At 44.7% G+C, this 26,492-nt stretch carries 22 protein-coding genes and 1 tRNA gene; 17 read left to right on the top strand and 6 right to left on the bottom strand.

The genetic code is table 11. The features are described from left to right. Window positions 1-401: 401 nt before the first annotated feature. Together Psch_RS02180 and Psch_RS02175 are read left to right on the top strand one after the other, a co-directional pair. The gene (locus tag Psch_RS02180) at window positions 402-1,460 is read left to right on the top strand and encodes a DUF3231 family protein (RefSeq protein WP_190239004.1); all 1,059 of its coding nucleotides are present in this window, start codon (window positions 402-404) and stop codon (window positions 1,458-1,460) included. 48 nt (window positions 1,461-1,508) lie between these two features. Next, on the top strand, window positions 1,509-2,021 hold the full coding sequence (locus tag Psch_RS02175; protein ID WP_190239003.1) for a hypothetical protein: 513 nt from the start codon (window positions 1,509-1,511) through the stop codon (window positions 2,019-2,021). Between the two features lie 374 nt (window positions 2,022-2,395). Here the strand turns inward: Psch_RS02175 and istB are convergent, their stop codons facing one another. The 3 genes from istB to Psch_RS02160 form a co-directional block, all read right to left on the bottom strand. Beyond that, window positions 2,396-3,142: an IS21-like element helper ATPase IstB gene (istB, locus tag Psch_RS02170; RefSeq protein ID WP_134220419.1), complete on the bottom strand. Its 747-nt coding sequence runs from the start codon at window positions 3,140-3,142 to the stop codon at window positions 2,396-2,398. Further along, window positions 3,136-4,674, bottom strand: a complete 1,539-nt coding sequence (gene istA / locus Psch_RS02165; RefSeq protein WP_134220420.1) for an IS21 family transposase — start codon at window positions 4,672-4,674, stop codon at window positions 3,136-3,138. Before istA ends, istB begins: the two co-directional genes overlap by 7 nt. Before the next feature lie 680 nt (window positions 4,675-5,354). Then, a tRNA-Trp gene (locus Psch_RS02160) sits at window positions 5,355-5,430 on the bottom strand. Between the two features lie 136 nt (window positions 5,431-5,566). Here Psch_RS02160 and Psch_RS02155 point away from each other — a divergent pair. The 6 genes from Psch_RS02155 (at window position 5,567) to Psch_RS02130 (ending at window position 13,092) form a co-directional block, all read left to right on the top strand. Next, complete coding sequence (locus Psch_RS02155) at window positions 5,567-6,505, top strand: D-alanine--D-alanine ligase (protein ID WP_134218481.1); 939 nt, start codon at window positions 5,567-5,569, stop codon at window positions 6,503-6,505. A gap of 8 nt (window positions 6,506-6,513) precedes the next feature. Continuing rightward, entirely contained in the window at window positions 6,514-7,224 is a 711-nt protein-coding gene (gene deoC / locus Psch_RS02150; protein ID WP_190240199.1) for a deoxyribose-phosphate aldolase, read from the top strand. A gap of 203 nt (window positions 7,225-7,427) precedes the next feature. Further along, complete coding sequence (locus tag Psch_RS02145) at window positions 7,428-7,613, top strand: hypothetical protein (RefSeq protein WP_190239002.1); 186 nt, start codon at window positions 7,428-7,430, stop codon at window positions 7,611-7,613. A 52-nt stretch (window positions 7,614-7,665) separates the two neighbouring features. After that, entirely contained in the window at window positions 7,666-10,413 is a 2,748-nt protein-coding gene (locus tag Psch_RS02140; protein WP_190239001.1) for a UPF0182 family membrane protein, read from the top strand. A 133-nt stretch (window positions 10,414-10,546) separates the two neighbouring features. Further along, window positions 10,547-11,644, top strand: a complete 1,098-nt coding sequence (locus tag Psch_RS02135; protein ID WP_134218484.1) for a 6-phosphofructokinase — start codon at window positions 10,547-10,549, stop codon at window positions 11,642-11,644. Between the two features lie 290 nt (window positions 11,645-11,934). Beyond that, window positions 11,935-13,092 carry a glycosyltransferase family 4 protein gene (locus Psch_RS02130; protein ID WP_134218485.1) on the top strand — a complete coding sequence of 386 codons (1,158 nt, stop codon included), beginning with the start codon at window positions 11,935-11,937 and terminating at the stop codon, window positions 13,090-13,092. Window positions 13,093-13,366: 274 nt separating this feature from the next. Here the strand turns inward: Psch_RS02130 and Psch_RS02125 are convergent, their stop codons facing one another. After that, window positions 13,367-14,824: a long-chain-fatty-acid--CoA ligase gene (locus tag Psch_RS02125; protein WP_243123926.1), complete on the bottom strand. Its 1,458-nt coding sequence runs from the start codon at window positions 14,822-14,824 to the stop codon at window positions 13,367-13,369. 276 nt (window positions 14,825-15,100) lie between these two features. Here Psch_RS02125 and Psch_RS02120 point away from each other — a divergent pair, with 276 nt between their 5' ends. Next, window positions 15,101-15,685 carry a DUF6657 family protein gene (locus Psch_RS02120; RefSeq protein WP_190239000.1) on the top strand — a complete coding sequence of 195 codons (585 nt, stop codon included), beginning with the start codon at window positions 15,101-15,103 and terminating at the stop codon, window positions 15,683-15,685. A gap of 36 nt (window positions 15,686-15,721) precedes the next feature. Here Psch_RS02120 and Psch_RS02115 read toward each other — a convergent pair whose 3' ends face one another. Continuing rightward, window positions 15,722-16,999 carry an MFS transporter gene (locus tag Psch_RS02115; protein WP_207670216.1) on the bottom strand — a complete coding sequence of 426 codons (1,278 nt, stop codon included), beginning with the start codon at window positions 16,997-16,999 and terminating at the stop codon, window positions 15,722-15,724. A gap of 219 nt (window positions 17,000-17,218) precedes the next feature. On the opposite strand from Psch_RS02115, the gene glpX reads away from it, so the two are divergent. The 8 genes from glpX (at window position 17,219) to Psch_RS02075 (ending at window position 25,525) form a co-directional block, all read left to right on the top strand. Then, entirely contained in the window at window positions 17,219-18,202 is a 984-nt protein-coding gene (gene glpX / locus Psch_RS02110; RefSeq protein ID WP_190238999.1) for a class II fructose-bisphosphatase, read from the top strand. A gap of 134 nt (window positions 18,203-18,336) precedes the next feature. Then, window positions 18,337-18,981: an ABC transporter ATP-binding protein gene (locus Psch_RS02105; protein WP_427910083.1), complete on the top strand. Its 645-nt coding sequence runs from the start codon at window positions 18,337-18,339 to the stop codon at window positions 18,979-18,981. A 5-nt stretch (window positions 18,982-18,986) separates the two neighbouring features. Beyond that, on the top strand, window positions 18,987-19,805 hold the full coding sequence (locus Psch_RS02100; protein WP_243123925.1) for an ABC transporter permease: 819 nt from the start codon (window positions 18,987-18,989) through the stop codon (window positions 19,803-19,805). Between the two features lie 140 nt (window positions 19,806-19,945). Then, window positions 19,946-20,734 (top strand): hypothetical protein, encoded by a 789-nt coding sequence (locus Psch_RS02095; protein WP_190238997.1) that lies wholly within the window; start codon window positions 19,946-19,948, stop codon window positions 20,732-20,734. 76 nt (window positions 20,735-20,810) lie between these two features. After that, on the top strand, window positions 20,811-21,587 hold the full coding sequence (locus tag Psch_RS02090) for a GGDEF domain-containing protein (protein ID WP_190238996.1): 777 nt from the start codon (window positions 20,811-20,813) through the stop codon (window positions 21,585-21,587). A 281-nt stretch (window positions 21,588-21,868) separates the two neighbouring features. Further along, window positions 21,869-22,132, top strand: coding sequence for an alpha/beta-type small acid-soluble spore protein (locus Psch_RS02085; protein ID WP_190238995.1), 264 nt, complete (start codon window positions 21,869-21,871; stop codon window positions 22,130-22,132). A 214-nt stretch (window positions 22,133-22,346) separates the two neighbouring features. Continuing rightward, window positions 22,347-22,562 (top strand): alpha/beta-type small acid-soluble spore protein, encoded by a 216-nt coding sequence (locus Psch_RS02080; RefSeq protein ID WP_134218493.1) that lies wholly within the window; start codon window positions 22,347-22,349, stop codon window positions 22,560-22,562. A gap of 884 nt (window positions 22,563-23,446) precedes the next feature. Next, the gene (locus Psch_RS02075; RefSeq protein WP_190238994.1) at window positions 23,447-25,525 is read left to right on the top strand and encodes a DNA topoisomerase III; all 2,079 of its coding nucleotides are present in this window, start codon (window positions 23,447-23,449) and stop codon (window positions 25,523-25,525) included. 65 nt (window positions 25,526-25,590) lie between these two features. On the opposite strand, the gene Psch_RS02070 is transcribed toward Psch_RS02075, so the two are convergent. Next, the gene (locus tag Psch_RS02070) at window positions 25,591-25,881 is read right to left on the bottom strand and encodes a zinc-ribbon domain containing protein (RefSeq protein ID WP_134218495.1); all 291 of its coding nucleotides are present in this window, start codon (window positions 25,879-25,881) and stop codon (window positions 25,591-25,593) included. Window positions 25,882-26,492 lie beyond the last annotated feature (611 nt).

Genomic DNA, 26,492 nt, shown 5'->3' with positions numbered 1-26,492 from the left:
ATAAGTTGAATTGTAATTCATTTTATAATATTTTATGGTTATTTATAAATTAAGTCAATAATAGAAAAAAATGAGGAAATGCTTATCAAAAGGTTGTTGTTTTTTGGTAACTCATCGTCGCGGAGAGGGACCGGCAAATCAAGAAACCGGATGAAGGAAGGCAGCGGATCGTTACTCATGGGTGATACGCCACGGATCGAATTGTTTCCCCGTGAAAAACCGAAAGGCTTGGGAAGTACGGGGAAAGGAAGTGACTTAGCTGCTTGGATCGCCAGAGCTATTCTATCTACGACAAACTTGCCTGGATTTTACCAGGCTTCCAAGAATTTTCTTGTTAAAAAATCAAACATTTGAGAAAGCTATATTGAGAATTAATCATAGAAAGGAATGAGCGTAACTAAATGGAGGCGAAGCAGTGGTTAGAAAAAACAAAGGATTATGTTTCAGAAACGGCTACATATCAAGACACAGAACTTACTTCAGCAGAGGTTTCGTCATTGTGGAATACTTACATTCATTATAGTTTGCTTACGTGTGTATTTAGGTATTTTGAAAGGATTGAGGCTGATGAAAGCGATATCCGCCCCTTAATGTCTGAAATCTTAGGATTAAGCGAGAAACGCATAAGAAGAGTCGCTGAAATATTTAATAAGGACAATGTCAATGTTCCCATGGGTTTTACAGAAAAAGATCTTAACCTGGGAGCTCCCAGGCTTTTCACCGACTCCTACCATCTTTATTATATGAGAAATATGTGTGAGTTCGGCCTTACAAGGAATATCTTGAATCTAAATCTTTCTACGCGCTCAGACATTATTGATTTTTATGAAAAATCAATTGCTACTACAACCGAATTAAATAGAAAAGTTGTTAACGTTATGTTGTCAAAAGGCATTCTCCCGAGGCATCCTTACATCCCTATCTCTGATCAAAGGGCTATAACCAGGCAAACCAGCTTTTTAACCGGGTTTATAGGAGAAAAACGACCGCTTTTAGCTGAAGAAATATCCCACTTATACCTAAATATATTGATTAACCATATTGGGCGTGTTCTCTTAACTGGTTTCGCTCAGGTAGCGAAGTCGGAAAAAGTAAGGGATTACATGTTGGGAGGGATAAAAATATCAGATAGTATAATCGAGGAATTTACCTCGATACTTCGAGAAGACGGTATCCCCACCCCGTTACCATGGGATGCAGGTGTCACTGATTCAACTGTTGCACCTTTTTCAGACAAGCTAATGATGTATCATGTAGGACTGCTAAATAATTCAGGGGTAGGAGCATACGGGGTTTCATTGGCGGCATCGCCGAGGCACGACATTGGTGCAAAGTATGTCAAATTCATGGCAAACGCAGGGATGTACGCAGAAAAAGGTACAAAGATTATGATGGAAAATGGTTGGATGGAAGAACCACCGCAGGTGTATAAGGGCAATAAAGTTGGTAAAACACACTAAAATTATCTACTGGGTGCATTAAGAAGCCTCTTTTAATAAGGATATTCAATGATAAATATACATAAGATAAATTCATACAAAACTCCTTGGGTATCGTTTATATGTTCGCTATTAATTCCAGGATTTGGACATTTGTATAATCAAAATTACCTTTTTGCTATTACTTTTTTGGTTTTGGAATTATTGGTGAATAATTTAGGTAAAATAAATCTCTCTATTTATTTTTCATTTAATGGAGAATTTTCTAGAGCACATCAAATTTTGAACTTTCAATGGGCCATGTTTTATCCTTGCATTTATGCTTTCGCTGCTTGGCATGCTTATAATGAAGCAAAAAGCATTAATTACCAGCTTAGCTATGAGAAGGTAGACCATCTCTCAAAAGAAACATATCTTAATGGTTTATTTATTGGAATGACAGTAGGGCTTAACCTTGGATTAATCTGGGGTTTTATGGGTAGTCCAATACTTGGTACACTGTTGGGCGGTATGGTTGGGGCTATTATTGGAGTAATTACGGAATATATAATCCAATACTTGAAAAATAAAAGATATAATTAATACTTGAAGATAGAAAAACAAAGAGGTTTCCTTCCGTGAACTGGAGGGAACCTGTATATTCCGCTAAGAAAAAACACCTAGACCGCCGAAGTTGAACACTAAGACCGTTTAAATTGAACAATCATTCCGTAGTGGCTGTACATTGATAACTAAAGGATCACATGGTATACTCAAACTGCTTTTACTTTTAAGCAGGATAGGGCAACACTGAGGAGTGACCCGAGCGGCTTAAGAGTTTTGCGGGGAGAGTGATGCCGGTGAGCGTCGCTCTTTTTTTGTTAAAAGCAACATAACATCACTCTCTTTGGAAAACTAAGCGATAAACCTCGGGAGTTTGAGGGCAGAGCCCTCAATAGCCGTAAGGCTGTTTTGAATTATCTGTTGGCAATACCCTTGCGCTCCCGCATAGAGTTTTTACCGTCGATAAAAATGGTGTAGGAATCATGCACAATGCGATCTGAAATGGCATCGGCCAGTGTCGGTTCGCCAATTTTATGATACCAACCGCCGATCTCAAACTGGGAACAGAATATGGTAGAAGCTTTTTTGTAACGAGATTCTACGATCTCAAGCAGATCGCGGGCTTCGCTTTCCTTGAGCGGAAACAGAAGCCATTCATCCAAAATGAGCAGCTTTACCTGTTTGTAAGCTTTGATGACCTTGCGGTATGTCCCCTCACCGCGTGCAATGGCCAATTCACCCAGCAGATCGGGAAGCCGTACATATTTAACCGTGTAAAAGTTTCGGCTGGCAGCCATGCCAAAAGCATTTGAGAGGTAGGTTTTTCCGCTACCCGTGGCTCCAAGGATTATGATGTTATGGGCTTCTTGGATGTAGTTACAGCTAGCCAAGCGGATGATTTGAGCTTTGTCGAGTTTGCGATCGTCATGATACTCAATGTTCTCAATACAAGCGTCATTGAAGGCAAAACCCGCGTTTTTGATCAAGCGCGACAGCCGATTGTTTTTACGGGCTGCCCATTCGGCATCGATCAGCAGACCGAAGCGTTCTTCAAAAGCCATGTCAGACAAGTTTGCGTTTTTGAGCTGTTCCCGGAATGCTGCAGCCATGACACTAAGCTTCATTTCGTGAAGCTTGGCTACGGTTGAATCGTTTAGCATTTTCCATCCCTCCTGCTGTAGTAATCGGCTCCTCGTGTGAGTCCAAACTCAGAGGAGGAATGGCCCGGGGTTTCTTTCGGCAGCTTGTCCTGACCGGATTTTAAGATGGCCTGAACGCTCTTCAAGCTAGGCTGTACAGTGTAGGACAATGCTTTGGTGCAGGCCGATTCAAGGCGCTCCACCGAATATTTGTCGGCCAGTTTCAAAAGAGCCATACAAGCCTTGTAGCCCTGCTGCTCGACTTTGTGACTTCCTAAAAACAGGTTAATGACAGCGCTTGTATTCTCACCGATTTTGGCTGCCCAGGATTTAAAGCGGTCGCCGTTCCAAGACACATATTTTTGATGATCTGGTGGCATATGGGCTTCCAGGGTGCTGTATTGATTGCTCCTACCATAGAGCCGGGGATGAGAACAAATGCGATTGCCTTGGAAGAAGACCTCAATCACATTGCGGGTAATCCTGACATCAACTTTCTGCTTGATGTATTCAAACGGCACCGAATACTTCTGGGTCTCCACACTGATATGGTAATTGTATTGAACAGTGGCAATCTTCCAGGTCGCCAATTCAAATGGCTTTAAGGGCAACGGCAGCAAGAAGGGTTTTTCCTCATCGAACAAGGTGGCTCTGCTCCCGTTCTTCTTCTGAAAAGGTTTCTCTAGAAAAACCATTAGCTTTTCCCGAATGGCAGCATTCAGCTCTCGTAACGATAAAAACTGCTGATTACGCAGAGCAGCGAGTATCCATGTTGAGATGATGCCGACCGATCCTTCTACCGTGGGTTTATCTTTGGGAGCCCTAACTCTGCATGGAATAACCGCTGTACCATAATGTTCAGCCATCTCCTGATAGGTCTTGTTAATAACTGCTTCGCCTTTCGTCACCTTCTCCACGCCGGTTTTTAAGTTGTCCGGTACCATAATGCGAGTGATTCCACCGAAGAAGCGATAGGCGTTGATATGGGCGGTAATCCAGCTCTCCTGATTTTGTGAAAGGAAGGCTTCCACATAGGCATAGCCGCTGTATGGCAGGGCAGCCACAAACACATAGGCTTGGATAATCTCTCCCGTGTCTGTGTCGATGATCCTGGCGGTTTGTCCCGCCGAGTCTACCTCCATGATTTCCCCAGGCTTACGGTGAATGTGCATGGTTGCCTTGGTGCTTTTCACATAGTCAGCGTAATATTTGTTGAACTGGGTCGACTTGTACGGTACTTGCCCGGATTCGCGACACTGGTCGCAGTATTCAAGCCATAACAGAGTTAAGGTCACACCGCTTTTCGCCATCTCACGATGGATGTAGTCGTAATTCGGCATTTTGTACGCGGGCTTAGCGCTCTCCGAAGAAAAAAGGCGCTGTGACAACTCCTTGTCGGACATTTCGGCCACTGTCTGCCAACTTAGCCCTTGATCCTTTGCTCTTTGAAGCACGTTAATAACCGTGGTTCGAGAGCATCCGCATCCAGACGCAATGCGGCTGTTGTTGATTCCGAGGCTATGTAGCCGCAGAATCTCTTTGTAACTGGTCATCTCTATGACCCTCCTTGAATTTATTTGCACCTTTCAGATGCATAAATTCAATTTAGCAGAAAGGTCATATCCGGTGTTCAACTTTGCCGGAAAGGGTGTCCAGTTTCAAACGGAGACACTGTTCAATCTCAGCGGTCAAACTGTTCAGTTTGACCCGGCATATTCAGGAACCTCTTTTTTATGTCACAACCGACCTTGGCAAATCAGCTTAATATTGTCAACAGCAGTTAGTGATCATATTAGCGTACCAATGCCAGGATCGCCTTATTAAATAAGCGAAAGCAAGAAAAGAGCGCTTAATTACGACGGCGTTTCCAGAAGGGAATCAATTACAAACTGATTTTCGCTAAAGAGGTTCATCGCCTGCTGGTTTCAGTAATGGAGCTGCCGGAGCGTTTAGAAGCCGATGCTTTTGCGGAGAGACCAGCCAAATGTTTTCGAATGGAAGCTTTCAGGATGGCGAATCACTCCAGCTTTCGTAGTACTTGGTGAAAAAAGCGGTAAGAATATATCGGTAATCGTTTAACGTGCGTGGAGTCCGCCCTTCTGCCTGTTTAAACTGAATAAATTCATCGAACAACTTGTTCCCATGGTGTGGTTTATAATTGGTCAAGTCGGACCATTTTTTATTAACATAAAAAGGGCTTCCGGTCAAGACCGAAAACCCTTATAACACTATATGGCAGGGGTGGAGGGGCTCGAACCCCCAACCAACGGTTTTGGAGACCGCTACTCTACCAATTGAGCTACACCCCTAAGTGTATCAGCAATAAATATTATATAAAAATAATTGCCTTGCGTCAAGAGAAAACTCTATCCTAAAGGATTTTATGGAATTGGCACGAATATATTTAAACCAGTTTAATGGAACAAAAAGAGTGAGGTGAAAGCAGTGTCGCCCAAAATTGGTGTCCTGATGGGAGGCCGCTCCCCCGAGCGGGAAATATCGCTAAAGACAGGAGCGGCCGTTTATAATGCGCTTGCAAAACTAGGTCGCCCGGCAGTGAAAATTGATGTGGGACTTGATGTTGTTGAAAGAATAAAGGAAGAGGGTATAGAGCTGGCTTTCCTGGCGTTGCACGGCAAGTATGGAGAAGACGGGGCCATTCAGGGGTTGCTGGAAATGATTGGCGTACCTTACACGGGTTCCGGGGTCCTTGCCAGTTCTCTTGCCATGGACAAAATAGCTACCAAAAAGATGCTGAGCTACGAAGGCCTGCCGACGCCGCATTTTCTGGAACTGGAAAATAATGCTGTCAAAGGACTGGGTCTGCAGGCTGCTGCGGAAACAATCTACAGCAAAATGGAGCTGCCGTTAGTAGTCAAGGCGCCAACCCAGGGTTCTACTATAGGTATCAGTTTTGTTCACAAGAAAGATGACCTGGTTAGCGCTCTGGAACTGGCTTACCGCTATGATCGCACAGCCCTCGTAGAGCAGTTTATTGATGGCAGGGAAATAACAGCCTCAGTGCTCGGCAACGAAAAACCGGTGGCGCTGCCCCTGATTGAGATTGTCACAACGACCGGGGTTTACGATTATGAGGCCAAGTATACAGCCGGTTTGAGTGATCATATTATACCGCCACGCATTTCACGAGAGCAGCAGGAGATTATCAAGGATCTTGCCGTACGGGCCTTTAAAGCATTAGGCTGCAGGGGATTGGCCAGGGTTGATTTCATGCTTGATCACGAAGGCAATCCGTTCATTTTGGAGGTTAATACCATCCCGGGTATGACTGCAACCAGCCTCTTCCCGGATGCTGCCCGTGCCGAAGGCATCGAATTTCCGGAACTGATTGACCGGATTTTAAAACTGGCCCTGGAAAGTTAGAGATGACAATGGAAGATCAGGCGTTCCTTTCCAAAGCTGAGTTGGCCGGGCTAATTGACCACACCCTTTTGAAGCCGGATGCCACTCCAAGGGATATTATAGAACTTTGCAGTCAGGCAGTAAGTTTCGGATTCAAAGCGGTTTGTGTCAATCCCTGTTATATCCCTTTGGTGCACAGGGAACTTACCGGCTCAAGAGTACTTATTTGCACGGTGGTCGGATTTCCCCTGGGGGCCGGTGACCCTGCGCTTAAGGCGGTAGAGGCAGGAGCCGCTGTACGGGCCGGAGCCTTGGAAGTCGACGTGGTGATGAATATTGGTTTTTTCAAGGGGGGCCTGTTGACCCAAGTACAAGACGATTTGGCGGCAGTAGTGCAGGCGGCCAGGAGAGAGAATTCTCAGGTCGCGGTAAAAGTTATACTGGAAACATGTTTGCTGAATAACCAGGAGAAAATTGTCGCCTGCCGGCTGGCTGTTGAGGCTGGCGCTGATTTTGTAAAAACCTCAACGGGATTTGGAAAGGGAGGCGCGACAATTCAGGATGTGGCCCTTTTGAGACGGGCAGTGGGACCATCGTTCGGGGTTAAGGCAGCCGGGGGGATTCGTAATCTCCAGGCTGCTTTAAACATGATCAAAGCAGGCGCTAACCGCCTTGGCACCAGTTCCGGCGCGTCCATATTATTAGAGCATTCTCATTTAATTGACATACAGCCTGGTTAATAGCCAGGTTTTTTTATATCAATGTTAAAAGTCTAATGTGATAAATGTAAATTATTATGAATTGAGGTTAAACTATTAATATGTCTTAAATATTGGAATTAGCTTGAATTGTGTCCCTATTTTTTTTATTGGGCAGGAATTAGATTAAGCCGCAACGAAATATCTAGGTTATCGCTCAACTATTTTAATTGGGGGTGCCGGATATGAAATTGCGGTGTATGCTCTGTGGCAAGATTATGGAGGAAGAGCTTGTGTCCAATCCTGATCCTTTAGACGACGATTATGATGACGATCTACCCCAAAAGAAACCACTGTCAGTTTGCCTGATGTGCCAGGCCAAGCTCAAACATGAAGCGGACGATTCGCAAAAGATACCAAGGCCGATGTAAACGCGGGATATAATTACGTACTGATGTATGGATAACTTGGGAGGTTAGTTGCTTGCAACATAATTTTCGACGTGTGTTTAATGTTGTTTTAGCGTTGGTGGTTGTGCTGGTCATTGTTGCAATTTCCGGAGCCCGTCTTTATACTGATTGGCTGTGGTTCCAGTCTCTGAATTACCAGAGCGTTTTTATGACCATAGTTGTCTCGGATATTGGACTTCGGATTATTGTCGGTGTGACTTTTTTCCTGCTTTTATTCTTTAATCTTCTTTTTACTCTTGGGCCGCTGCTGAAGGCTGCACAAAATGCTGCCGTATATAAGGAAGAGAATGTTCTTACCATCCAAAGTTCTCCCTGGAGCCACTTCCTTACAAAAAAACTCTTACTTGTAGCGTTTTTTGCCTTAAGCCTTGTTATGGCATTTCTATTTAGCTTTAGTGTGGTAGGCGACTGGGTAACTTTGCAAAAGTTTCTCCATCCCACCTCCTTTGGGAGCATTGAACCTGTTTTTCAAAAAGATGTAGGTTTTTATGTTTTCAAGCTCCCATTTTACGAGTTTCTATATAATTTAGCCAGTTGGGCTATAATAATCATAGCCTTCTGGGTTTCTATGGTATACCTCCTGGTCAATATTGTCCAGGGTCAAGCGGGAAAGCTTCTGAACAGCATTTCGGCGCGTTACCACCTTTCATTCCTGGCAGCTATTTTCTTCGGGCTTAAAGCCCTGGGATATCAGTTGAACCAATATGCTTTGCTTTATACCCACCACGGCGCTGTCTGGGGACCCGGCTATACTTCCACTCACGCTACGATAGTGGCTTACAAGGTATTATCGGTAATTGCGCTGCTGTGCGCTCTGGCCATATTGGTCAACCTTTTTCTACAGCGCTTCCGGTTGGTGGTGTACAGCATCGGAGTGCTGTTGCTGGCGTCCATACTCCTGGGTGGAATTTACCCGTCCGTGGTGCAAAAATTTGTGGTGCAGCCCAATGAGATTGCCATGGAAAGCCCGTACCTGCAGAGAAATATTCAGTATACCAGGATGGCTTACAACCTTGACGCTGTTGAAAAAAAGGATTTTCCGGCCGGGCGTATATTAAGCGCTGACGATATCAAGGCCAACAAGGATACTATTGATAATGTCAGGTTGTGGGACTGGGCGCCGCTCATGCAGACTTATGCTCAACTGCAGGAAATGAGGCTTTATTATGAGTTCAAGGATATAGATATTGACCGTTATGTAGTGGATGGTCAATACCGGCAGGTTATGCTGGGGGCCAGGGAACTGAACCAGGAACGCCTGTTGAGTCAGGCCAAAACATGGGTCAACCAGCGGCTGATATACACGCATGGTTACGGGATAGCCATGAGCCCTGTAAACTCCTTGTCTGGTGAGGGACTGCCTACTTTTTTCCTTAAAGATATCCCCCCTGTTACCCAAACAGATTTAAAAGTTGATCGACCGGAAATTTATTACGGTGAAGTTACCGATAATTATGTAATTGTTAACACGGCGTCACAGGAGTTTAATTATCCCAGGGGTGACGAGAACGAATACTCTACCTACCAGGGCGACGGTGGAGTAAAGATATCCAACTTTTGGCGCCGGTTTATGTTTGCTTTTTCACTCGGTGATTATAAGCTGCTCCTGTCCAAGGAGGTTAACAACGACAGCCGTGTGCTGTACTACCGTACCATTAAGCAAAGGGTAACCAAAGTTGCTCCGTTTCTTCAACTTGATAACGATCCTTATATTGTATTGAGTGAAGGCAAGCTTTACTGGATGTGGGACGCCTACACCAACACCGACAGGTATCCGTATTCAGAACCTTACGATAAAGTCAACAACTACATCCGAAATTCGGTAAAAATTGTGATTGATGCATATAGCGGAGAGATGGATTTTTATATCAGCGATCAGAATGATCCCATAGTTATGACCTACAGTAAGATATTCCCAGGAATGTTTAAGCCATTAGAGGATATGCCCGAGGAGCTAAGGAAGCATATCCGCTATCCTGTTGATTATTTTAAGATTCAGGCCAATATGTACGCTGTTTATCACATGCAAGAACCGCAGGTTTTTTATAACAGGGAAGACAAATGGAATGTTGCGACTGAAGTTGCGGAACAAACAGAAACACCGATGGAGCCTTACTACACCATTATTGAGCTGCCTGGCTCGAATGAGCCTGAGTTCGTTTTAATTCTGCCCTTTACACCGCAAAATAAGAAGAACATGATTGCCTGGTTGGCGGCCAATTCAGATGGAGAAGATTATGGCAAAATCCTGTCCTACAGCTTCCCCAAACAGGAGTTGGTTTACGGGCCGGCGCAGGTTGAAGCCAGGATAACCCAGGATACAGTCATATCCCAGCAGATATCGCTTTGGGATCAGCGGGGCTCAAAGGTTATACGGGGCAACCTGCTGGCAATTCCAATTAATGATGCCCTGCTATATGTGGAGCCGCTGTACCTGCAGGCTGAACAGAGCAAGATGCCTGAACTGAGGAGGGTTATAGTAGCGCACGGGGACACCGTGGTTATGGAGCCGACCCTTGAGCTGGCTCTTGATAGAATATTTGGAAGCGGGAAGGGCGCAGGTACACCTGCCGTTGAGTTGCAAACCGAGCCCGGGACTCAGCGGCCGGATGCAAGTGTCGCAGAACTGGCCAAAAAGGCTGACCAACTCTATGACGAAGCCCAAAGCAAGCTCAAGGCTGGGGATTGGACCGGCTATGGTGATGCTTTGTCCAGGTTGAAGCAGACTCTATCAGAACTGGTGGATAAATCAGGCCAGTAAAGGATGGGGACTGAAACAAAGTGGTATCTACCGGCAAGGCATTAGATGCCCGCCAGCCTTATCAAATGTGCGCTAAAAGAGCTGCCGGCGGTATGCCGGCAGCTCTTTGTAACAAAAAATAGGGGGTATGGTTATGGGTATTGGCAAGGTTAGACGCCTGGGAGTCTTAACTGGCGGGGGTGACTGTCCCGGCTTAAACGCAGTAATCCGAGCGGTTGTGAAAACAGCCGTAAGGGATTATTCTCTTGGAGTGGTCGGGTTTGAAAACGGTTTTGGCGGGCTGCTCCAGAACCGGGCCCGTGACCTGTCTGAAAAGGATGTAGTAGGTATACTGCCCAGAGGGGGCACTATCCTCGGCACTACCAATAGAGACAACCCCTTTCATTATCCGACCATAGTAAACGGTGAGAAAGTGTTCAGGGATGTTTCCGACAGGGTTATGGAGAACATCAGTATCCACGGAATCGATGCTTTGATAATTATAGGTGGGGACGGCAGCCTCAGCATCGGTAAGGAGCTTTTTGAGAAAGGCCTGCCGGTGGTGGGTGTGCCCAAAACTATAGACAATGACTTATCAGCAACCGACCAGACCTTTGGCTTTGATACTGCTTTAAATACAGCCACTGAAGCCATTGACAAGCTACACACGACTGCAGAATCGCACCACCGTGTGATGGTCCTGGAGGTAATGGGGCGTTATGCCGGGTGGATTGCCTTGGAGGCAGGTCTGGCCGGCGGCGCCGACGTCATACTTATTCCTGAGATACCTTATTCCATTGAGAAAGTTAACGCCAAAATCATGGAGAGGTTCGAGTCCGGTAAAAAGTTCAGCATTGTGGTAGCGGCGGAAGGGGCCAAACCTGTTGGGGGGGATATGGTTGTCCAAAGGATGGTCCCGGATAGTTTTGAGCCGGTGCGTCTGGGGGGTGTTGGAAACCTGGTCGGCAGGCAAATCGAAGAAGGTACCGGAATGGAAACCAGGGTGACGGTGCTTGGCCACCTGCAGCGGGGTGGTACCCCGACTGCCTTTGACCGGGTCCTCGCTACACGTTTTGGTGTTGCTTCGGTAAACCTGGTTATGGAAGGAAAATTTGGTGAAATGGTCTGTCTGCAGACCCCCTATATAAAATCAGTGCCTCTGGCTGAGGCGGTGGGTGAAATGCGGGTGGTTCCCACCGACAGTGACCTGGTCCGGGCGGCCAGGCAAATCGGTATTTCCTTCGGAGGCTGATTCCTGCAAGATCTGGTAACAGTGCACCACAAATTGGCGCCCCCGGCTAGCGAAAGGCAAGTGGAGCGCTTCACTTGTTTAAGAAAATTTTTCAGGGTTACAATATTAAGAAGGATCGGGTTTTATCCAGTAAAGCCCTAGATTAAAAAATGCAAGGAATAAACTGTGTTCAGGCAGAAGGCTTTGCTACAGCATCCAGATGCATGATATAGCCTGGTGGAAAACTTGTACTCTTTATGACTCATATGTTAAAATTAGCCACAGATGCAACTACAGGAGGAGCCGGGAACTTGAAAGTCGGCATTTTTACCGATAGCTACTTGCCCTATACCAGTGGCGTCGTGCGTTCAATACAGACCTTCAAGGAGGAACTAACCAGCCTTGGGCATGACGTTTTTATTTTTGCGCCAAGTTACAAAAACTGCAATCATGAAAGCAGGGTATTTCGTTTTGCCTCCATCCCGTCCCTGACGAACCGTGAATTCACCTTGGCTGTTCCTTTCTCACTGCGCTTAAAGCCAATTATTCAGGGCTTGCAACTGGATTTAATACACGTCCACTCCCCCTTCCTGCTGGGGCGGCTCGGCGCGAAGTATGCAAGAAAAGAGGGTATCCCTCTGGTTTTTACCTACCATACCCTTTATGAAGAGTATGTCCACTATGTACCATTTGCCAGATCCTTTACCAAAGAAATGGCCCAAAAGGTCAGCCGTGATTTTTGCAACCAGTGCGACCTGGTTATTGTTCCCACAGCCATTATCGCTGATTATCTGCAAAAAATCGGAGTAACGGTAAATATTAGCAAGGTTCCTACCGGCATCAAAATTGACAAGTTCCAAACTGCTGACAGGGCTTGGCTGCGCCAACGTTTTAACATTAGCCCACAGGAGAAAATCCTTCTTTTCGTGGGAAGATTGGGGCGGGAAAAGAATATCGGCCTTCTGTTGGAGAGTTTTAGCCTGGTTAACAGTGAGATTAACCAGACAACCCTGGTAATCGTCGGGGGTGGGCCAGAGGAGGAGGAGCTTAGATCAGAAGCGGACCACCTCGGCATTGGAGAACGGGTTGTCTTTACCGGTACACTCTCGCCGGATGAAGTTGCCAACTGCTATGCAGGGTCTGACTTATTTGTCTTCTCTTCTATTTCCGAAACCCAAGGGATCGTTATTGCGGAGGCTAAAGCGGCCGGGCTTCCTGTTGTAGCCGTTGGGGCTTATGGAGTGTCTGAGATGGTCGAACATGGTATGGATGGCTACCTGACGGAACCGGAGCCACTACAACTGGCTAAACATATCTGTCACGTGCTGAAGTATGACAGCCTGCGGGAGCAGATGAGCAGTAGGGCCAGGTCTAATGCCACAAAGCTATCTTCAGCCAACTGTACCGCACAACTTGTTAAATGTTATACGGACCTTATCGGAAGTTACAAACTAGACGACATTAGATAAAATACACACAACAAGTAAATCATTTGGAATAATTACCATAAAAAATGAGGGTGTGAATTCATTCGCACCCTCATTTACCGGTCAAGTGCTCTGTGCGTAATTTTAGGCGAGTTCCGCTTGTCGCCAGCAGCGCCGCGTATCGCAATGTATAATAGCCAATATACTTAGCAAAGTGGGTGCGGATTACAATTGCACAGCGAAGCATTCGGAAATTCAACTGAATTTCGTACCCACATTTTTGAGAAGCGCTTTGTGCGCCTTTATGGCGGAGGTCTTACTGCAATAGTCGTTTCAATATTTTCCCACTTGCTCCGCGGGGGAGTTCACTGGTGAAGACAAATGCTTCCGGTAATTTATATCCCGCCAGCCGATCTTTTAGAAAGTAAAATAATTCCTGCTTGTCCGGGTTATGTCCTTCGTCGGGAATAACGAAAGCCTTTATTACCTGTCCCTTGAGGGGATGCGGCACCCCGATCACGGCAGCTTCCGCCACCCCCGGGTGTTCCTCGAGAGCGAGCTCTACTTCTCTGGGGTAAACGTTGAAACCTGCATTTATAATCAACTCTTTTTTACGTCCAACAATAAAAAAGAAGCCGTCCTGATCCTGGTAGGCCAGGTCGCCCGTATGCAGCCATCCGCCCTGCAGGGCGGACAAGGTTTCCTCCTCCCGGTTAAAGTAACCCTGCATGATGTTCGGACCTCTGGCAATCAGTTCGCCGATTTCACCAAACGGCATCTCCCGGCCCTCGTCGTCTATTACCTTTGCTTCCACCCCTGGCAGGGGGACACCGACAGAGCGGATTTTGCGTGTTCCTTGAATTGGATTCAGGCACACAATCGGAGAGGCTTCTGAGAGGCCGTAACCCTCAACAATCGGGGTATTAAATTTCTTTTCAAATTCCACCAGGTTTTCCCCGGAAATAGAATCCCCACCTGAGAAGGCAAATCTGAGCTTAGGAAAAACAACCTGACGGCGGGACTTCAACAGCAGTGAAAACATGCTGGGAACTCCGCAGAATATGGTAACTCCTTCATCTACCAACACCTGCAATATCTCCTTGGGTTTAAAGCTATCCAGGATAGTGATGGCACCGCCGAGGTATAATGGAAACAGGACACTGGTTGCCCAGCCAAAGCTATGGAACATGGGCAACACAGCCAGAAAATTATCTTCGCTGGTAAAGCCGGAGACATCTTCCATGGCTTTAACGTTAGCTATAAGATTGGCGTGAGTAAGCATCGCTGCCTTGGGCTGTCCGGTAGTCCCAGAGGTATAAAGAAAGGTACAAGTACTGAAGTCAGTTACATCTGGGAAGCTGACCTGGGGTGAGTCAGCAATCTCCTGTCTACACTTATCGTCAAGTAGCACTACGGTAAGACCCCGCAGTGGCAGCCGCCCCATGTGTTGGCCTATCTCGGGATTTACAATGAGGAAACGGGAACCTGAATCCTGGAGCATAAAAGCGAGCTCACGAGGCGCTTGCAACAGGTTTAACGGAACAACAATACCGCCAGCACGCGTAATCCCCAGGTAAGTGTATATAAACCCAGGGCAATTGGGCAATGCGATAGCTGCCCGGTCGCCGGGCTTTAACCCCATTTTTATGAAATACCTGGCGTACTGTTCAACATTGTGCTCCAAATCAGCGTAGGTAATTGTTTCGCCATGATAGCGTAAAGCTGTACGCTGTGTATGTGGAGCGTTTCTCTTATGTAGCTCAAAAACCTTCAATGGAGAACCCTCCTTGTGCCTTTTCTTTTTTACTCTTCTTCTTTTTCTACAACACCACGCTTAATCCTCTTCTCAGAACCCTAACATTCTTCATTTTGGAACAATATGGTAGTATTGGGCCGTATTTTTGTGCTGCCTTTCATGTTTGACCGGGCCGGGATGGAAAGATATAATAATATTGGCAAAAAAGAAAGTAAATACTGCCTTAATGATAATACCGGCGCCGATTTTTCTATTGTGCCGGTTGGTGCTAAAGTAATATAGGAGGGGTTCGCTTTGGATAGAATCAAATCTGCTTATGAAATGGCCCTCGAGCGGTTTAAGCAAAGAAAAGAAGTACCACAGGCAGAAATGGACAGGATGGAGTATGAGCCTTTGGGCAAGAGCGTTGCCGCCATTTTTCTAAGGGAAAAGGATTTTGACATGATGGTTGAGGTTGCAAAATATCCCCAACAATTTCAGGGATATGTTCTCGAAGGTATCCAGAAGACACTTTTAAGCAACCTGCTTCCACCGATAGATAAAAACACACTTGAAGACAACCTGAGGGCAATGCAGGGACTTCTTCTCGTTAAAAAGGACAAGGACGCCGTCAAGGAGGTCCTGGGCCAGTTGGAAAACCTTTTTCAATACTATGAGCAGGCCTTGACTCAGACATACAGCCAGTTTAAACAACAATTTACAGAAAAGCTAAGCCCTTCAATAAGGGCAATGGAGAAAAGAACCGGACAAAAGTTTAAGATAGATCCAGAAAAACAGCCCGGTTTCCGGGATGAATGGAATAAAGTGGTAAGTCGCTTGAACTTACAGTATGAGCAGGTACTGGATGAGCAAAAAGAAAAATTGAGAAATATAAAGTAATAAGAACAAAAAGGCCGGGAATTCGAGCCTTTTATTCTAGTTCTTTGGTTTCTTCGCTGGGGCGGGTGCAAAGTTGAATGTGGATGTAAGCTTTTGGTTCCGGCCTTTTATGAAGAAATAGCTCAGGATAGCTCCCAAGAGGGTCAATCCGGAGGAAGACCAGAACATCAGCCCGGTTCCCTTGTTTGCCAGAAAACCGTAAAGAGGAGGGCCAAAAGCCACACCAAAAAACCTGACACTACCGTATAAAGAGGTAACCAGACCTCGTTCATCAGTAGAAGCAGCGCTGGTGATCAGGGTGTTCAGGCAGGGTAGGACCATACCGGTACCGATCCCTACCACCGAAATCGCTACAAAGTATAAAATCACATTTCTGGAAAGCGGCAGTAAAATGAGCGCCGCGGTCATTATTGTCAACCCGGACACAACCAGGATTTTCATCAGAGTCTCCTTTCCTTTAATTATAAATCCGGTTGCAAATGATGTAGCGCTCATAAAAAGGACTGGGATGGCCAGGACAAGACCCTTCTTGATCCCGTCCAGTCCGTATTGCTGCTCAAGAAATTCTGAAAGATAGAATAAAACTCCGAAAAGGACCATCAGGGCAATAGCCCCGGCCAGGTAGGAGGAAAGCAAGAGGCCCTTCTGTTTTTTGAAGACCTTGGTGAAATTTTTAAGATATATGTCCAGCTTTTGCTTGTTCCGTTTAGTATCTGGTTCCTTGACCAGGAACCACATGCCGATAACTACAGGGATTACAATGATAGGAAAAAAGATAAAGGCAGCGTACCAGGTGATTAAACCCACGGCGGAACCCAGAACCGGGCTAATCACTTTGCCCAGACCGTTGGATGATTCAATGGTTCCCAGGGACTGGCTGCGCTGTTTACCGGAAAATAAATCTCCGCACAAGGCCATCGCTATCGGAGCGGTACCCGCTGCCCCTGCACCCTGCAACACCCTTCCAGCCAGAATACCAAAAAATGCAGCATCCTTTAAAAAAATTGAAGCTAATGCAGCGACTATCCCCCCCAGGCCGTATATGACCAATGATGGAATTATGACCAGCTTCCTTCCGTAACGGTCGGAAAGGAATCCTGCCAAAGGTATTATTATACCGGCCGGAACGGAGAATAAAGTTATTAACAGGCTCACTTGCACTGAAGTTAGCTTCAGCGCATCCTTGATATCCGGCAGGACGGGTATCAGCATTGAGTTGCCAAGAACCATGATCAGCGGTACACCTGCAAGGGCAGTCACTGCCACCCAAAAATTATTAGCTGGTTTTTGTGTCGCGTTATTATCTGTTGCCATCCCAATCCCCCTCACCCATTTCTCTTTCTTAAATTACCCAATGATTAAGAAAAATATATTATTAGACACAGACATGCAGGGTATCTCCCTTAAAAGAACAATCAAATTGCATGTAATACCTATTCAATCAGCCAGTATAGGTATATTATTAAGTTAATATAGTTTATAAGGAGTTTGCATCCAGACGCCTTTTGAAATTATTTTGGGAGAGTGGTAATTGTGGATAGGGAACTGGCCATGGAACTGGTAAGAGTAACGGAAGCGGCGGCAATAGCCTCGGCACAATGGATGGGCCGGGGACGAAAAAACGAGGCCGACGGCGCCGCTACCAACGCCATGCGCAGAATGTTTGATACGGTATCCATCGACGGTACTGTTGTTATTGGGGAAGGCGAGATGGATGAGGCGCCGATGCTCTACATCGGAGAAAAAGTGGGATGCGCTGCTACCCCTGCGGTGGATGTGGCTGTAGATCCATTGGAGGGTACCAATATTCTGGCAAAAGGCTTGCCCAATGCCATGTCTGTTATTGCCATCGCAGATAGGGGAAATCTTTTGCACGCGCCGGATATGTACATGGAGAAGCTTGCTGTAGGCCCAAGAGCAGCGGGCAAGGTTCATCTTGACGATCCCATTGAAGAGACCCTTAGAATTGTTGCAGAAGCCAACAACAAGAGAGTGCAGGACTGTGTTGTAATTATCCTGGAACGTGACAGACATAAGGAATTAATAGAGTCGGTGCGCCGGGCAGGGGCAAGAGTCAGACTAATAGGGGACGGTGACGTCAGTTCGGCTATTTCCACAGCATTTGACGATACCGGTATCGACATCTGCGCCGGAATCGGAGGCGCGCCGGAAGGTGTCATTGCTGCAGCGGCACTAAAGTGCCTGGGCGGGGAAATGCAGGCGCGGCTCTATCCGGAAGATGAGCAGGAGTATGAACGCTGCCTGAGCATGGGCATTAGCGATCCAAAGTGCATCCTCACCATGGACGACCTGGTCAAGGGCGACGACGCTATTTTTGCGGCTACCGGTGTCACCGACGGAGAGCTATTGAAGGGTGTCCGCTTTTATGGCGGGGACAGAGCTGAAACCCACTCCGTGGTCATGCGGGTCAAGACCGGGACAGTCCGTTTTATCAGGGCGATTCATAATCTGGCCCGCAAGATGGATCCCAAAGTATTGCAATACAAAACTGAATAGACAGTGAACGACTTTTATCATATTAAGGCGGCAGGATGAACCTGCTGCTTTTGTTTGAAAATTGATTTTTTGCAACTGGCGTGATAGTATCGATGCGTATTGAAATTTATGCCAGGCAGGGGTGTCATTACGCTTTGGCAGATTTCTTTTGTTTTCATAAAATAAACTATCTCCTGGGCTCAAGTTTCCGGCGTGTTGAAGTTTCTGCTTCCCTGCGGGAGGGGTCTGTGTTGCTTGTAAGAGGTCCGTCCGGGTCAGGTAAGTCCACGTTGCTCAGGGTTTTGTCACGGCTGCAAGAGCTGGTTGACGGCCAGGTATTTTTCCGGGGGGTTAACATGTTTTCTTTCACACCCCAGGTATGGCGCAGTAAGGTCCATTACGTCCCGCAAAAGCCTGCTGTTTTTCCCGGTACCGTTCACGATAACCTGCTAAGACCCTATTCCCTTAGAATTAACAGGTCAAAAGAATTTAACCTGGAGACAATACAAAGGGCACTGGATAAACTGATGCTGGATTTTAATATAATGGAACAGAACGCGGGCACACTATCCGGTGGTGAAGCCGCGCGGATAGCTCTTTTAAGGTCAATCATACTTAGCCCCAATATACTGCTATTGGACGAACCAACAGCAGCTCTTGATGAAAAGGCCAAACAGGCAGTCCTGGGTCTTCTCACGGATTGGCTGGAACAGAAACCTGACCGTGGTATTATACTTGTTTCCCATACTGATGAAAGCACGACATTCCCATCGGCAAATGTTCTTGAGATAGGCAGGTGATGAGGGTGGGGCAAGTAGATGCCGGAGTTATTCCCATTACTGATCTTCAACTGGCCCTCAGTGTGATTTTGGTTTTCATAACAGGTTTAATTACGGCAGTATTGAGGCTCGGGCTGCTAAAGTCGCTATTTTGGGGCACGGTCAGGACTTTTGTACAGCTAACGCTGATTGGTTACGTGCTGAATTTTATCTTTAATTTTAATAACCTTGCCCTAATTATCACGATTGTTGTCCTCATGTGTGGTGTCGCTTCCAAAACGGCCGTAAACAAGACGCTTTCAGTGGGGAAGTTCCCGCTGGTACTGGGTTTTGTATCCCTTTTAGCCAGCACCTTTCTGGTTGGCACAATTGTGGTAGCTCTGATCATAGCCCCCAAACCGTGGTACACTGCAAGGATCGTTATCCCTATTTTTGGAATGATCCTTGGAAACTCAATGAACGGCATCTCACTTGCAATGGACCGGCTGGTATCAGAAGTTAGATCTAGAGTTGCCGAAGTGGAGTCATTGTTAAGCTTTGGGGCAACACCCTGGGAGGCTGTCAGGGATTGTGCCAAGGTCGCTTTGCGTGCAGGGATGACTCCCACCATAAACTCTCTTATGGTGGTTGGGCTGGTAAGTCTTCCCGGCATGATGACCGGTCAGATCCTGGGAGGAGCTGACCCGCAGCAGGCAGTGCGGTATCAAATTGTAGTTATGCTGATGATTACAGCTGCGGTAGCCATTGGTTGCCTTTTACTGGTAATGATGTATTACAAAAAGATGTTTACATTGGATGACGCTTTGGCGGCTTCCCTGTTAGATACGGGCAGCAGAAAGAAGTAAGATGAACGTTTACCACTGCAAAGGTCTCAAATCAATTTGCCACAGGGTGGAAGCTGTGGTAATTTATAGTGAGAGGTTGAAGTTGAAAATTTGAAGAGAAAACCGGTATTTTGTGTACCTGAATAGGAAAGGGGTATAAGTTGAACTACTCGTTAATCACCAGCCATATTATCTATGATGTAGATGAAATAGTGGAGATGTTGGAAGAAAATCTTGATGAATATGTATTAATGGAACACTACCTTGAGGATCAATTGTTGGAATCCAGCGTTATACTTCTGGAAGAGGTAGAGCTGGATTATGATCCCGGAGAAGCAGGTAGGTTTTTTAAGAAAAATTATCTAAAGGAAGAAGCCGAAGATCAGGAATTTACTTATCTGTTAAGAAATAATTTTCCCACGAGTATCTTTATTAACGGTTCACTGGTGGAGATCGAAATCCAAGACGGTCGCATCGTATGTCTGGTAGGTGACCGGGGTGAGTTAATTTTACGTACTGGGGTGGAAAGCTATGTTATTTCGCCTCTATTTAATTTATATATTCAACCGGACAAAGGTGATATACTTTTCAACGCCATAGTTACAGTGCTTAAACAAAACCAGGATAAAATGAAAAGAAGTGAAATAAGCCAGGAATCTTTTTCTATGGTTTCAGGGGTATGCCTGATGGCCATGGCTAAAATTAATGAACTGGCAGTCAATAATTATGAGCTTTATCTGTCCCACGATGAAATGCTTTTGTTTGGATTGGCTCTCAATCTTGCCGGCGAAGGTGGAGATAAGGATACACAGGCAACGACCAGGTCAGTGATGGAGCAGATTAAAATCTATTTCCCGGAGATCGAGCACATTTCTCCAGAGAGCTTTGAACCATCCCAAAAGATGGGCAAGTTGCTTGAATTCAAAAGGCACGATCTGAATGATAATTAAGAAGGGAAATTATCACAAAGAAGTATGTTGAATATTTGAGATAATGCGGCGGATTTATACCAGGAGTGGTTTCTTTATGGCATTTCCTTTCAATAGCAATTTAGATCTTGAAAGTATCATTTTAAAACCAATATTGATGCTTTCTTCCTTTATCCTTTTTTTCTCATTGTGGAAACTTTACCGGGTTTACATAAGAGAGAGATCTTGGGCATTTTCTCTTATTGGAATAGGTTTGTATGCCATTGGAACGACCATCAATTTTATGTTTGAGTTTAACAGTGAGACCCCGGTTATAATTGATTATACGAAGAATGGCTTTATGGCTTTGGGAATGTCTGTTTTCACGATCGGAATTATGATGATTGTTAGACAGTTGATAAGCATGGCTAATACTGATCCAATCACAGGATTATATAATAATAGGTTTTTGCATAACATATTAGATCACGAACTCAAACGCTCAAAAAGATACGGGTTGCCCCTTTCTATAATTTTTATTGACCTTAATAATTTTAAAAATGTCAATGATCTGATGGGTCATTCGATTGGTGATGTGGTTTTGCGTAAGGTGTCTGAGAAATTACTTGAATCAGTTCGGGCAACTGATGTCCTGGCCAGATATGGAGGAGACGAATTTGTAGTTCTTATGCCGCAGACGGAATCCAGCAGTTCCAAAATAATAATTAAAAGGCTGCAGGAAGCAGTATGTAATTTGGATTTGCCGGGCGACTCTAAAATTAGCTTGAGTTTTGGCATAGCCGGATATCCAGAGGATGGAGATAATGCCGACCAATTGCTGAATATTGCTGATCGGCGGATGTACGAGAATAAGTATTTGAGTGAGAACAAATAATTGCTTGAATTTCAAAAAAATTAGTACGGCTTGATTGTGAACATTTAACCCTAACGTGAAAAACATTGGGTTCTTTTTATATGGAATACAATAAAATCATATAATTCTACATGAATGTAAAGTTATATCACATATTTACCATATCACACTAGAAATAGATGTATTCTAAAAGCTTGGTATTTATATATAGCTATATTGCGAATTATTACCTAACATAAAAATAGTCGATGTGGTCATTATAATAACAGGTTGCAAAAAATAATTATTAAGGAGGAATATCGGTGGCCAATAACAACAACAACCAAATTCTGGTTCCCCAGTCCCGTCAAAACTTAAATCAAATGAAGTATGAAATTGCATCTGAGCTTGGTTTCCAAAATTACAACCAAATTGATAAAGGTAGTCTCCCCAGCAGGGCCAATGGTTATGTTGGAGGTAATATTACCAAAAGGTTGGTTTCACTTGGTGAAGCTGCACTGGCTAATAGTGGTGGACAAGTAATATCTGCTACCCAATCCGTTAATTTGGAGACACCTCAGCAATAATAGGCTTGTCTAAAAATAATTACTTATAATATTTAAAGGGTTAATTATGTTAACCCTTTAAATATTTGGTATTAGAAGCAAAGAGTTAGTATATAATTAAATTATTTTACTTAACTCAAAAATAACCATGTTAATTGTGCGAATTATTACCTGACATAAAAATATTTAAGATGGTCACTCTAATATCAGATAAAAGAAAGGAGGTGTAAAATATATGGCGAACAACAACAACAATCAGATTCTGGTGCCACAGGCTCGCAATAGTTTAAATCAAATGAAATTTGAAATTGCATCTGAGCTTGGTTTTGCCAACTATGACCAGATTGATAAAGGCAGCCTGCCGAGCAGGGCCAATGGGTATGTTGGAGGCAACATTACTAAGAGGCTGGTTTCACTAGGTGAAAGCGCTCTGGCTAACAAGCCTGTCTAATAATTGAATCTTGATTTTATCTCCTTAATTAAGCGAAAATATAGAGGGTAAATACCCTCTATATTTTTTGTAACACGGTAAAATTTTCTCGACACCGTAAATAATCAAACATACTAAATTGGAACACCCTTAGCTAATAGTTTAGTTCGGACCTCTACTGACAAATACTGGTTTATATAATTCTCCCAATCAGGAAAGCGGTTTTTTAGTTCTAAAAGCATTTCAGCATTTTCATAATATATTTCTGCAAGCTTGTCGGCATTTTCCCTATTTCGAAAAAACCTTGATAATAGATACAGCAATGGAACAGGCTCCTTTTTATAATGTATTTAAGCGCCGGAAACAGCGCTTGTATTCATATATAGACCATATCAAGTGTTTCTATTAGTATATAGCTCAGCTGTATTTTTTGTTAATGATTCATTAGGGAAAATCAAAACTTTTTTTACAGAGTCACTATGCAGCATTACATCATATGATGGTAAAAAAGGAAAGGGGAGTGTCGCATGGACGACTTTGCAGCTGAAGGTGTTGGCGCCGGTTTTGGCAACTGGGCATTTATCATCTTCTTAATCTTTATTCTGATAATCTTCGGTGTAGGTTTCTGGGGCGGTTTTATATAGCGGTTTATATAATAGAAAATCTGAGTGCAATATAGTTGCTTAATTCTTCAACCCAGCGACCAGTAAAAGGAAGAGAACCAAACCATTAGTGTGGTTTGGTTCTCTTCCTTTTACTGGTGATTTGAGCTTCTTTCCGGACGAGGGAAGACCGGGGAAAACCCTGAAAGAGAATGAGAGGTATTTTTAATATGTTATAATAATAGTGCAGTCGAAAAAGTATTTACAATATTAGGTATAGCTAATAGGAATCGAGGAGATATAGTGAAAGCGCTTGTACTGGCTGAAAAGCCCAGCGTGGCACGGGAAATTGCCAGGGTGTTAGAATGCAATATCAGAAACAAGGGATTCCTGGAGGGGCCACAATTCGTGGTGACCTGGGCGCTGGGGCATCTGGTTACCCTGGCCGAACCGGATGATTACGATCAGAAATACAAGGAGTGGCGTCTGGAAGATTTGCCAATGCTGCCGTCCAATATGAAATTAAAAGTAATCAGGCAAACTTCTCATCAGTTCCAAGTAGTCAGAAATTTAATGAAACGGTCAGATCTTAAGGAACTGGTCATAGCCACCGACGCCGGTAGGGAAGGAGAATTGGTAGCTCGCTGGATTATGACCCTCGCCAATTGGAAGAAGCCCTTTAAACGCTTGTGGATCTCATCCCAGACTGATAATGCAATATTGGAGGGTTTTGCAAATTTAAAGAGTGGCGCCGCCTATAATAATCTATATGATGCGGCAGTTTGCCGGGCCGAAGCGGATTGGCTGATCGGGCTGAACGTTACCCGGGCGTTGACCTGTAAGTTTAATGCCCAGTTAACAGCGGGCAGGGTTCAGACTCCCACGCTGGCCATGATAGTAAACAGGGAGGATGAAATTAAGCAATTTGTTCCGGTAGATTTTTGGACCATTCGGGCGGATTTCGGGGACTACTTTGGTGATTGGCGGAACCAGGCCGGAAACAGCCGGATATTTAACCGCACCCAGGCAGAAGAAATTATCTCTAAAATTAATGGTCATCCGGGGGTTATCAAAGAGGTCCGTACTGAGGGCAAGAGTGAGCCGGCGCCACTGGCCTACGATTTAACCGAATTACAAAGAGACGCCAATAAACGATACGGGCTTTCAGCGCAAAAAACCCTGTCTATCCTGCAAGATTTATATGAGCAGCACAAGCTGGTAACATATCCGCGAACCGACTCCCGCTATATTCCTTCTGATATTGTCCCTACTCTTCCGGGCCGGTTGAAAAGCATCGCCGTGGCGCCCTATGTGGAGCTGGTAAAACCGCTATTACAGAAACCAATAACGCCGACAAAACGTTTTGTTGATAACAGTAAGGTTACCGACCACCATGCCATCATCCCCACGGAACAACCGCTCAGATTAGCGTCCTTGTCTGTAGAGGAAAAAAACTTGTATGACTTAATAGTCAGAAGGTTTATCGCTGTGTTGTACCCTCCTTACCGCTATGAACAAATTACCTTGATTACAGTAATTAACGGTGAGAACTTTCACTCCCGGGGCAAAGTTGTAAAAGATAAGGGTTGGCGGGCAGTGACCTCCAAGCCGCCAGAAAAAAATGAGTTGAATGAGGATGTGCTGCCGGAGCAGACCTTGACCCTGCAACAAAAAGGCGAGCATAAACAGGTTAAAAGTTGTAAAATAAATAGTTCAAAAACAAAACCACCGGCCCGTTATAACGAAGCCACCCTATTAACGGCTATGGAAAGCCCCGGCAAGTTTATTGAAGACGAGGAATTACGTGAAATTATGAAGGGAAGCGGGTTGGGAACACCGGCAACCAGAGCTGATATAATAGAAAAATTGCTTTATAACAATTATATCGAACGACAGGGTAAAGAATTAGTCCCTACTTCAAAAGGAAAACAGCTGATCAAGCTGGTAGCGCCGGAACTCAAAACCCCTGAATTAACTGCCCAGTGGGAGCAAAGGCTTTCTAATATTGCCAGGGGTAAGGGCAGCAAAGCAGAATTCATGGTTGACATCCGTCAAAGCGCTAAGGAACTGGTTAAAAGCGTCGTTGCAGACACAGCCGTGTATAAGGCTGACAATATTTCGAAAACAAAATGTCCGGTTTGTGGTAAGTTTATGCTGCTTGTGAATGGTAAAAGGGGAAAAATGCTGATCTGTCAGGACCGGGCCTGTGGTCACCGGCAGCCTGAAAAACAGGATGAATTCGGTTATAAGAGCTCAAAAGGAGCCAGTAGAGCCAACCAAAAATTAATTGCCCGCTACAGTGACCATGGCTCTATTGGAAATAATTTGGGCGATTTATTGAAGGCGGCATTAGCGAAGGAAAACTCATCGGAAAAAGAATAAAAAATCAAATGAGGCAAATACATGTAAAAGAAGAAGGAGCAGTTAAACTACCCCTTCTTCTTGTATTAGCGGTTTGATATTTGCCGGAAGCAATCGCTGCAATAAACAGGCCGGTCTCCGCTTGGTTGAAAGGGAACCTGGGTTTCCTTATTGCAGTTCGCACATATCGCCGGATACATCTGGCGGTTTTGGCGATTATCAGTCCGACGATTCTGATTTTTGCGTGCTGCGCGACAATCCGGGCAACGTCCCGGGTCATTCGTAAATCCTTTCTCCGCAAAGAATTCTTGTTCCGATGCAGAGAAGACGAATTCACAGCCGCAGTCACGACATGTCAGATAGCGATCTTGATACATGAAAACACTCCCTCGATTTTTTTAGCTCCATTGGTATAGGAAAAAATAAAATTTATTCCCTAACCAATTTAACGAGAGAGGGAAAATTCATAACCTAACCATTAGAACCAAATAATTATAACATGCTATCCTTCATAAGTCAATGAATGTAGGACAAACCTCTATAATGTAAATATAAAAAGACAACCCTTAGGTGTCTTTTAAAAAATTAACCTTGAGCATTTTTAAATGCTTGATAATAATGATGGAATTATGTGTCAAACATTGAGCAGTTTGTGGAATATTAAAAGAAATTATTAGCCGCAGTTTCGAGATCGTTAGTCTCAAAAAAGTACAGCGTGTTTATTGGAGGATACAGCAGACGCTAGTGGCTCATGTAATATTTAGTTCATACTACCATTAATAAAATATATTTTAAGGGGTATGGTTTGGTTTGTAAGAAGCAATGATACTGCGCTAAAGGGAAGATCAATATATTAAAAATTTGTTTCTTAGAACAATATACTACTGCTGCTATTTAATGAAATTATATACAATAAATCTCTTCATATCACCGTTTCTCTACACAATTTAACGTTTGTTTCTTGCTAATTTTTTTGGTAGTATAGACT

Source organism: Pelotomaculum schinkii (assembly GCF_004369205.1).
GTDB lineage: Bacteria > Bacillota > Desulfotomaculia > Desulfotomaculales > Pelotomaculaceae > Pelotomaculum_C > Pelotomaculum_C schinkii.
This window is presented reverse-complemented; position numbering and strand designations above follow the sequence as displayed.

Excerpts from the sequence above, each read along its gene's own strand:
- Psch_RS02180 (WP_190239004.1), top strand. The coding sequence starts at position 402 with ATGGAGGCGAAGCAGTGGTTAGAAAAAACAAAGGATTATGTTTCAGAA.
- Psch_RS02175 (WP_190239003.1), top strand. The coding sequence starts at position 1,509 with ATGATAAATATACATAAGATAAATTCATACAAAACTCCTTGGGTATCG.
- istB (WP_134220419.1), bottom strand. The coding sequence starts at position 3,142 with ATGCTAAACGATTCAACCGTAGCCAAGCTTCACGAAATGAAGCTTAGT.
- istA (WP_134220420.1), bottom strand. The coding sequence starts at position 4,674 with ATGACCAGTTACAAAGAGATTCTGCGGCTACATAGCCTCGGAATCAAC.
- deoC (WP_190240199.1), top strand. The coding sequence starts at position 6,514 with ATGGAAGATCAGGCGTTCCTTTCCAAAGCTGAGTTGGCCGGGCTAATT.
- Psch_RS02145 (WP_190239002.1), top strand. The coding sequence starts at position 7,428 with ATGAAATTGCGGTGTATGCTCTGTGGCAAGATTATGGAGGAAGAGCTT.
- Psch_RS02135 (WP_134218484.1), top strand. The coding sequence starts at position 10,547 with ATGGGTATTGGCAAGGTTAGACGCCTGGGAGTCTTAACTGGCGGGGGT.
- Psch_RS02115 (WP_207670216.1), bottom strand. The coding sequence starts at position 16,999 with ATGGCAACAGATAATAACGCGACACAAAAACCAGCTAATAATTTTTGG.
- Psch_RS02090 (WP_190238996.1), top strand. The coding sequence starts at position 20,811 with ATGGCATTTCCTTTCAATAGCAATTTAGATCTTGAAAGTATCATTTTA.
- Psch_RS02080 (WP_134218493.1), top strand. The coding sequence starts at position 22,347 with ATGGCGAACAACAACAACAATCAGATTCTGGTGCCACAGGCTCGCAAT.
- Psch_RS02070 (WP_134218495.1), bottom strand. The coding sequence starts at position 25,881 with ATGTATCAAGATCGCTATCTGACATGTCGTGACTGCGGCTGTGAATTC.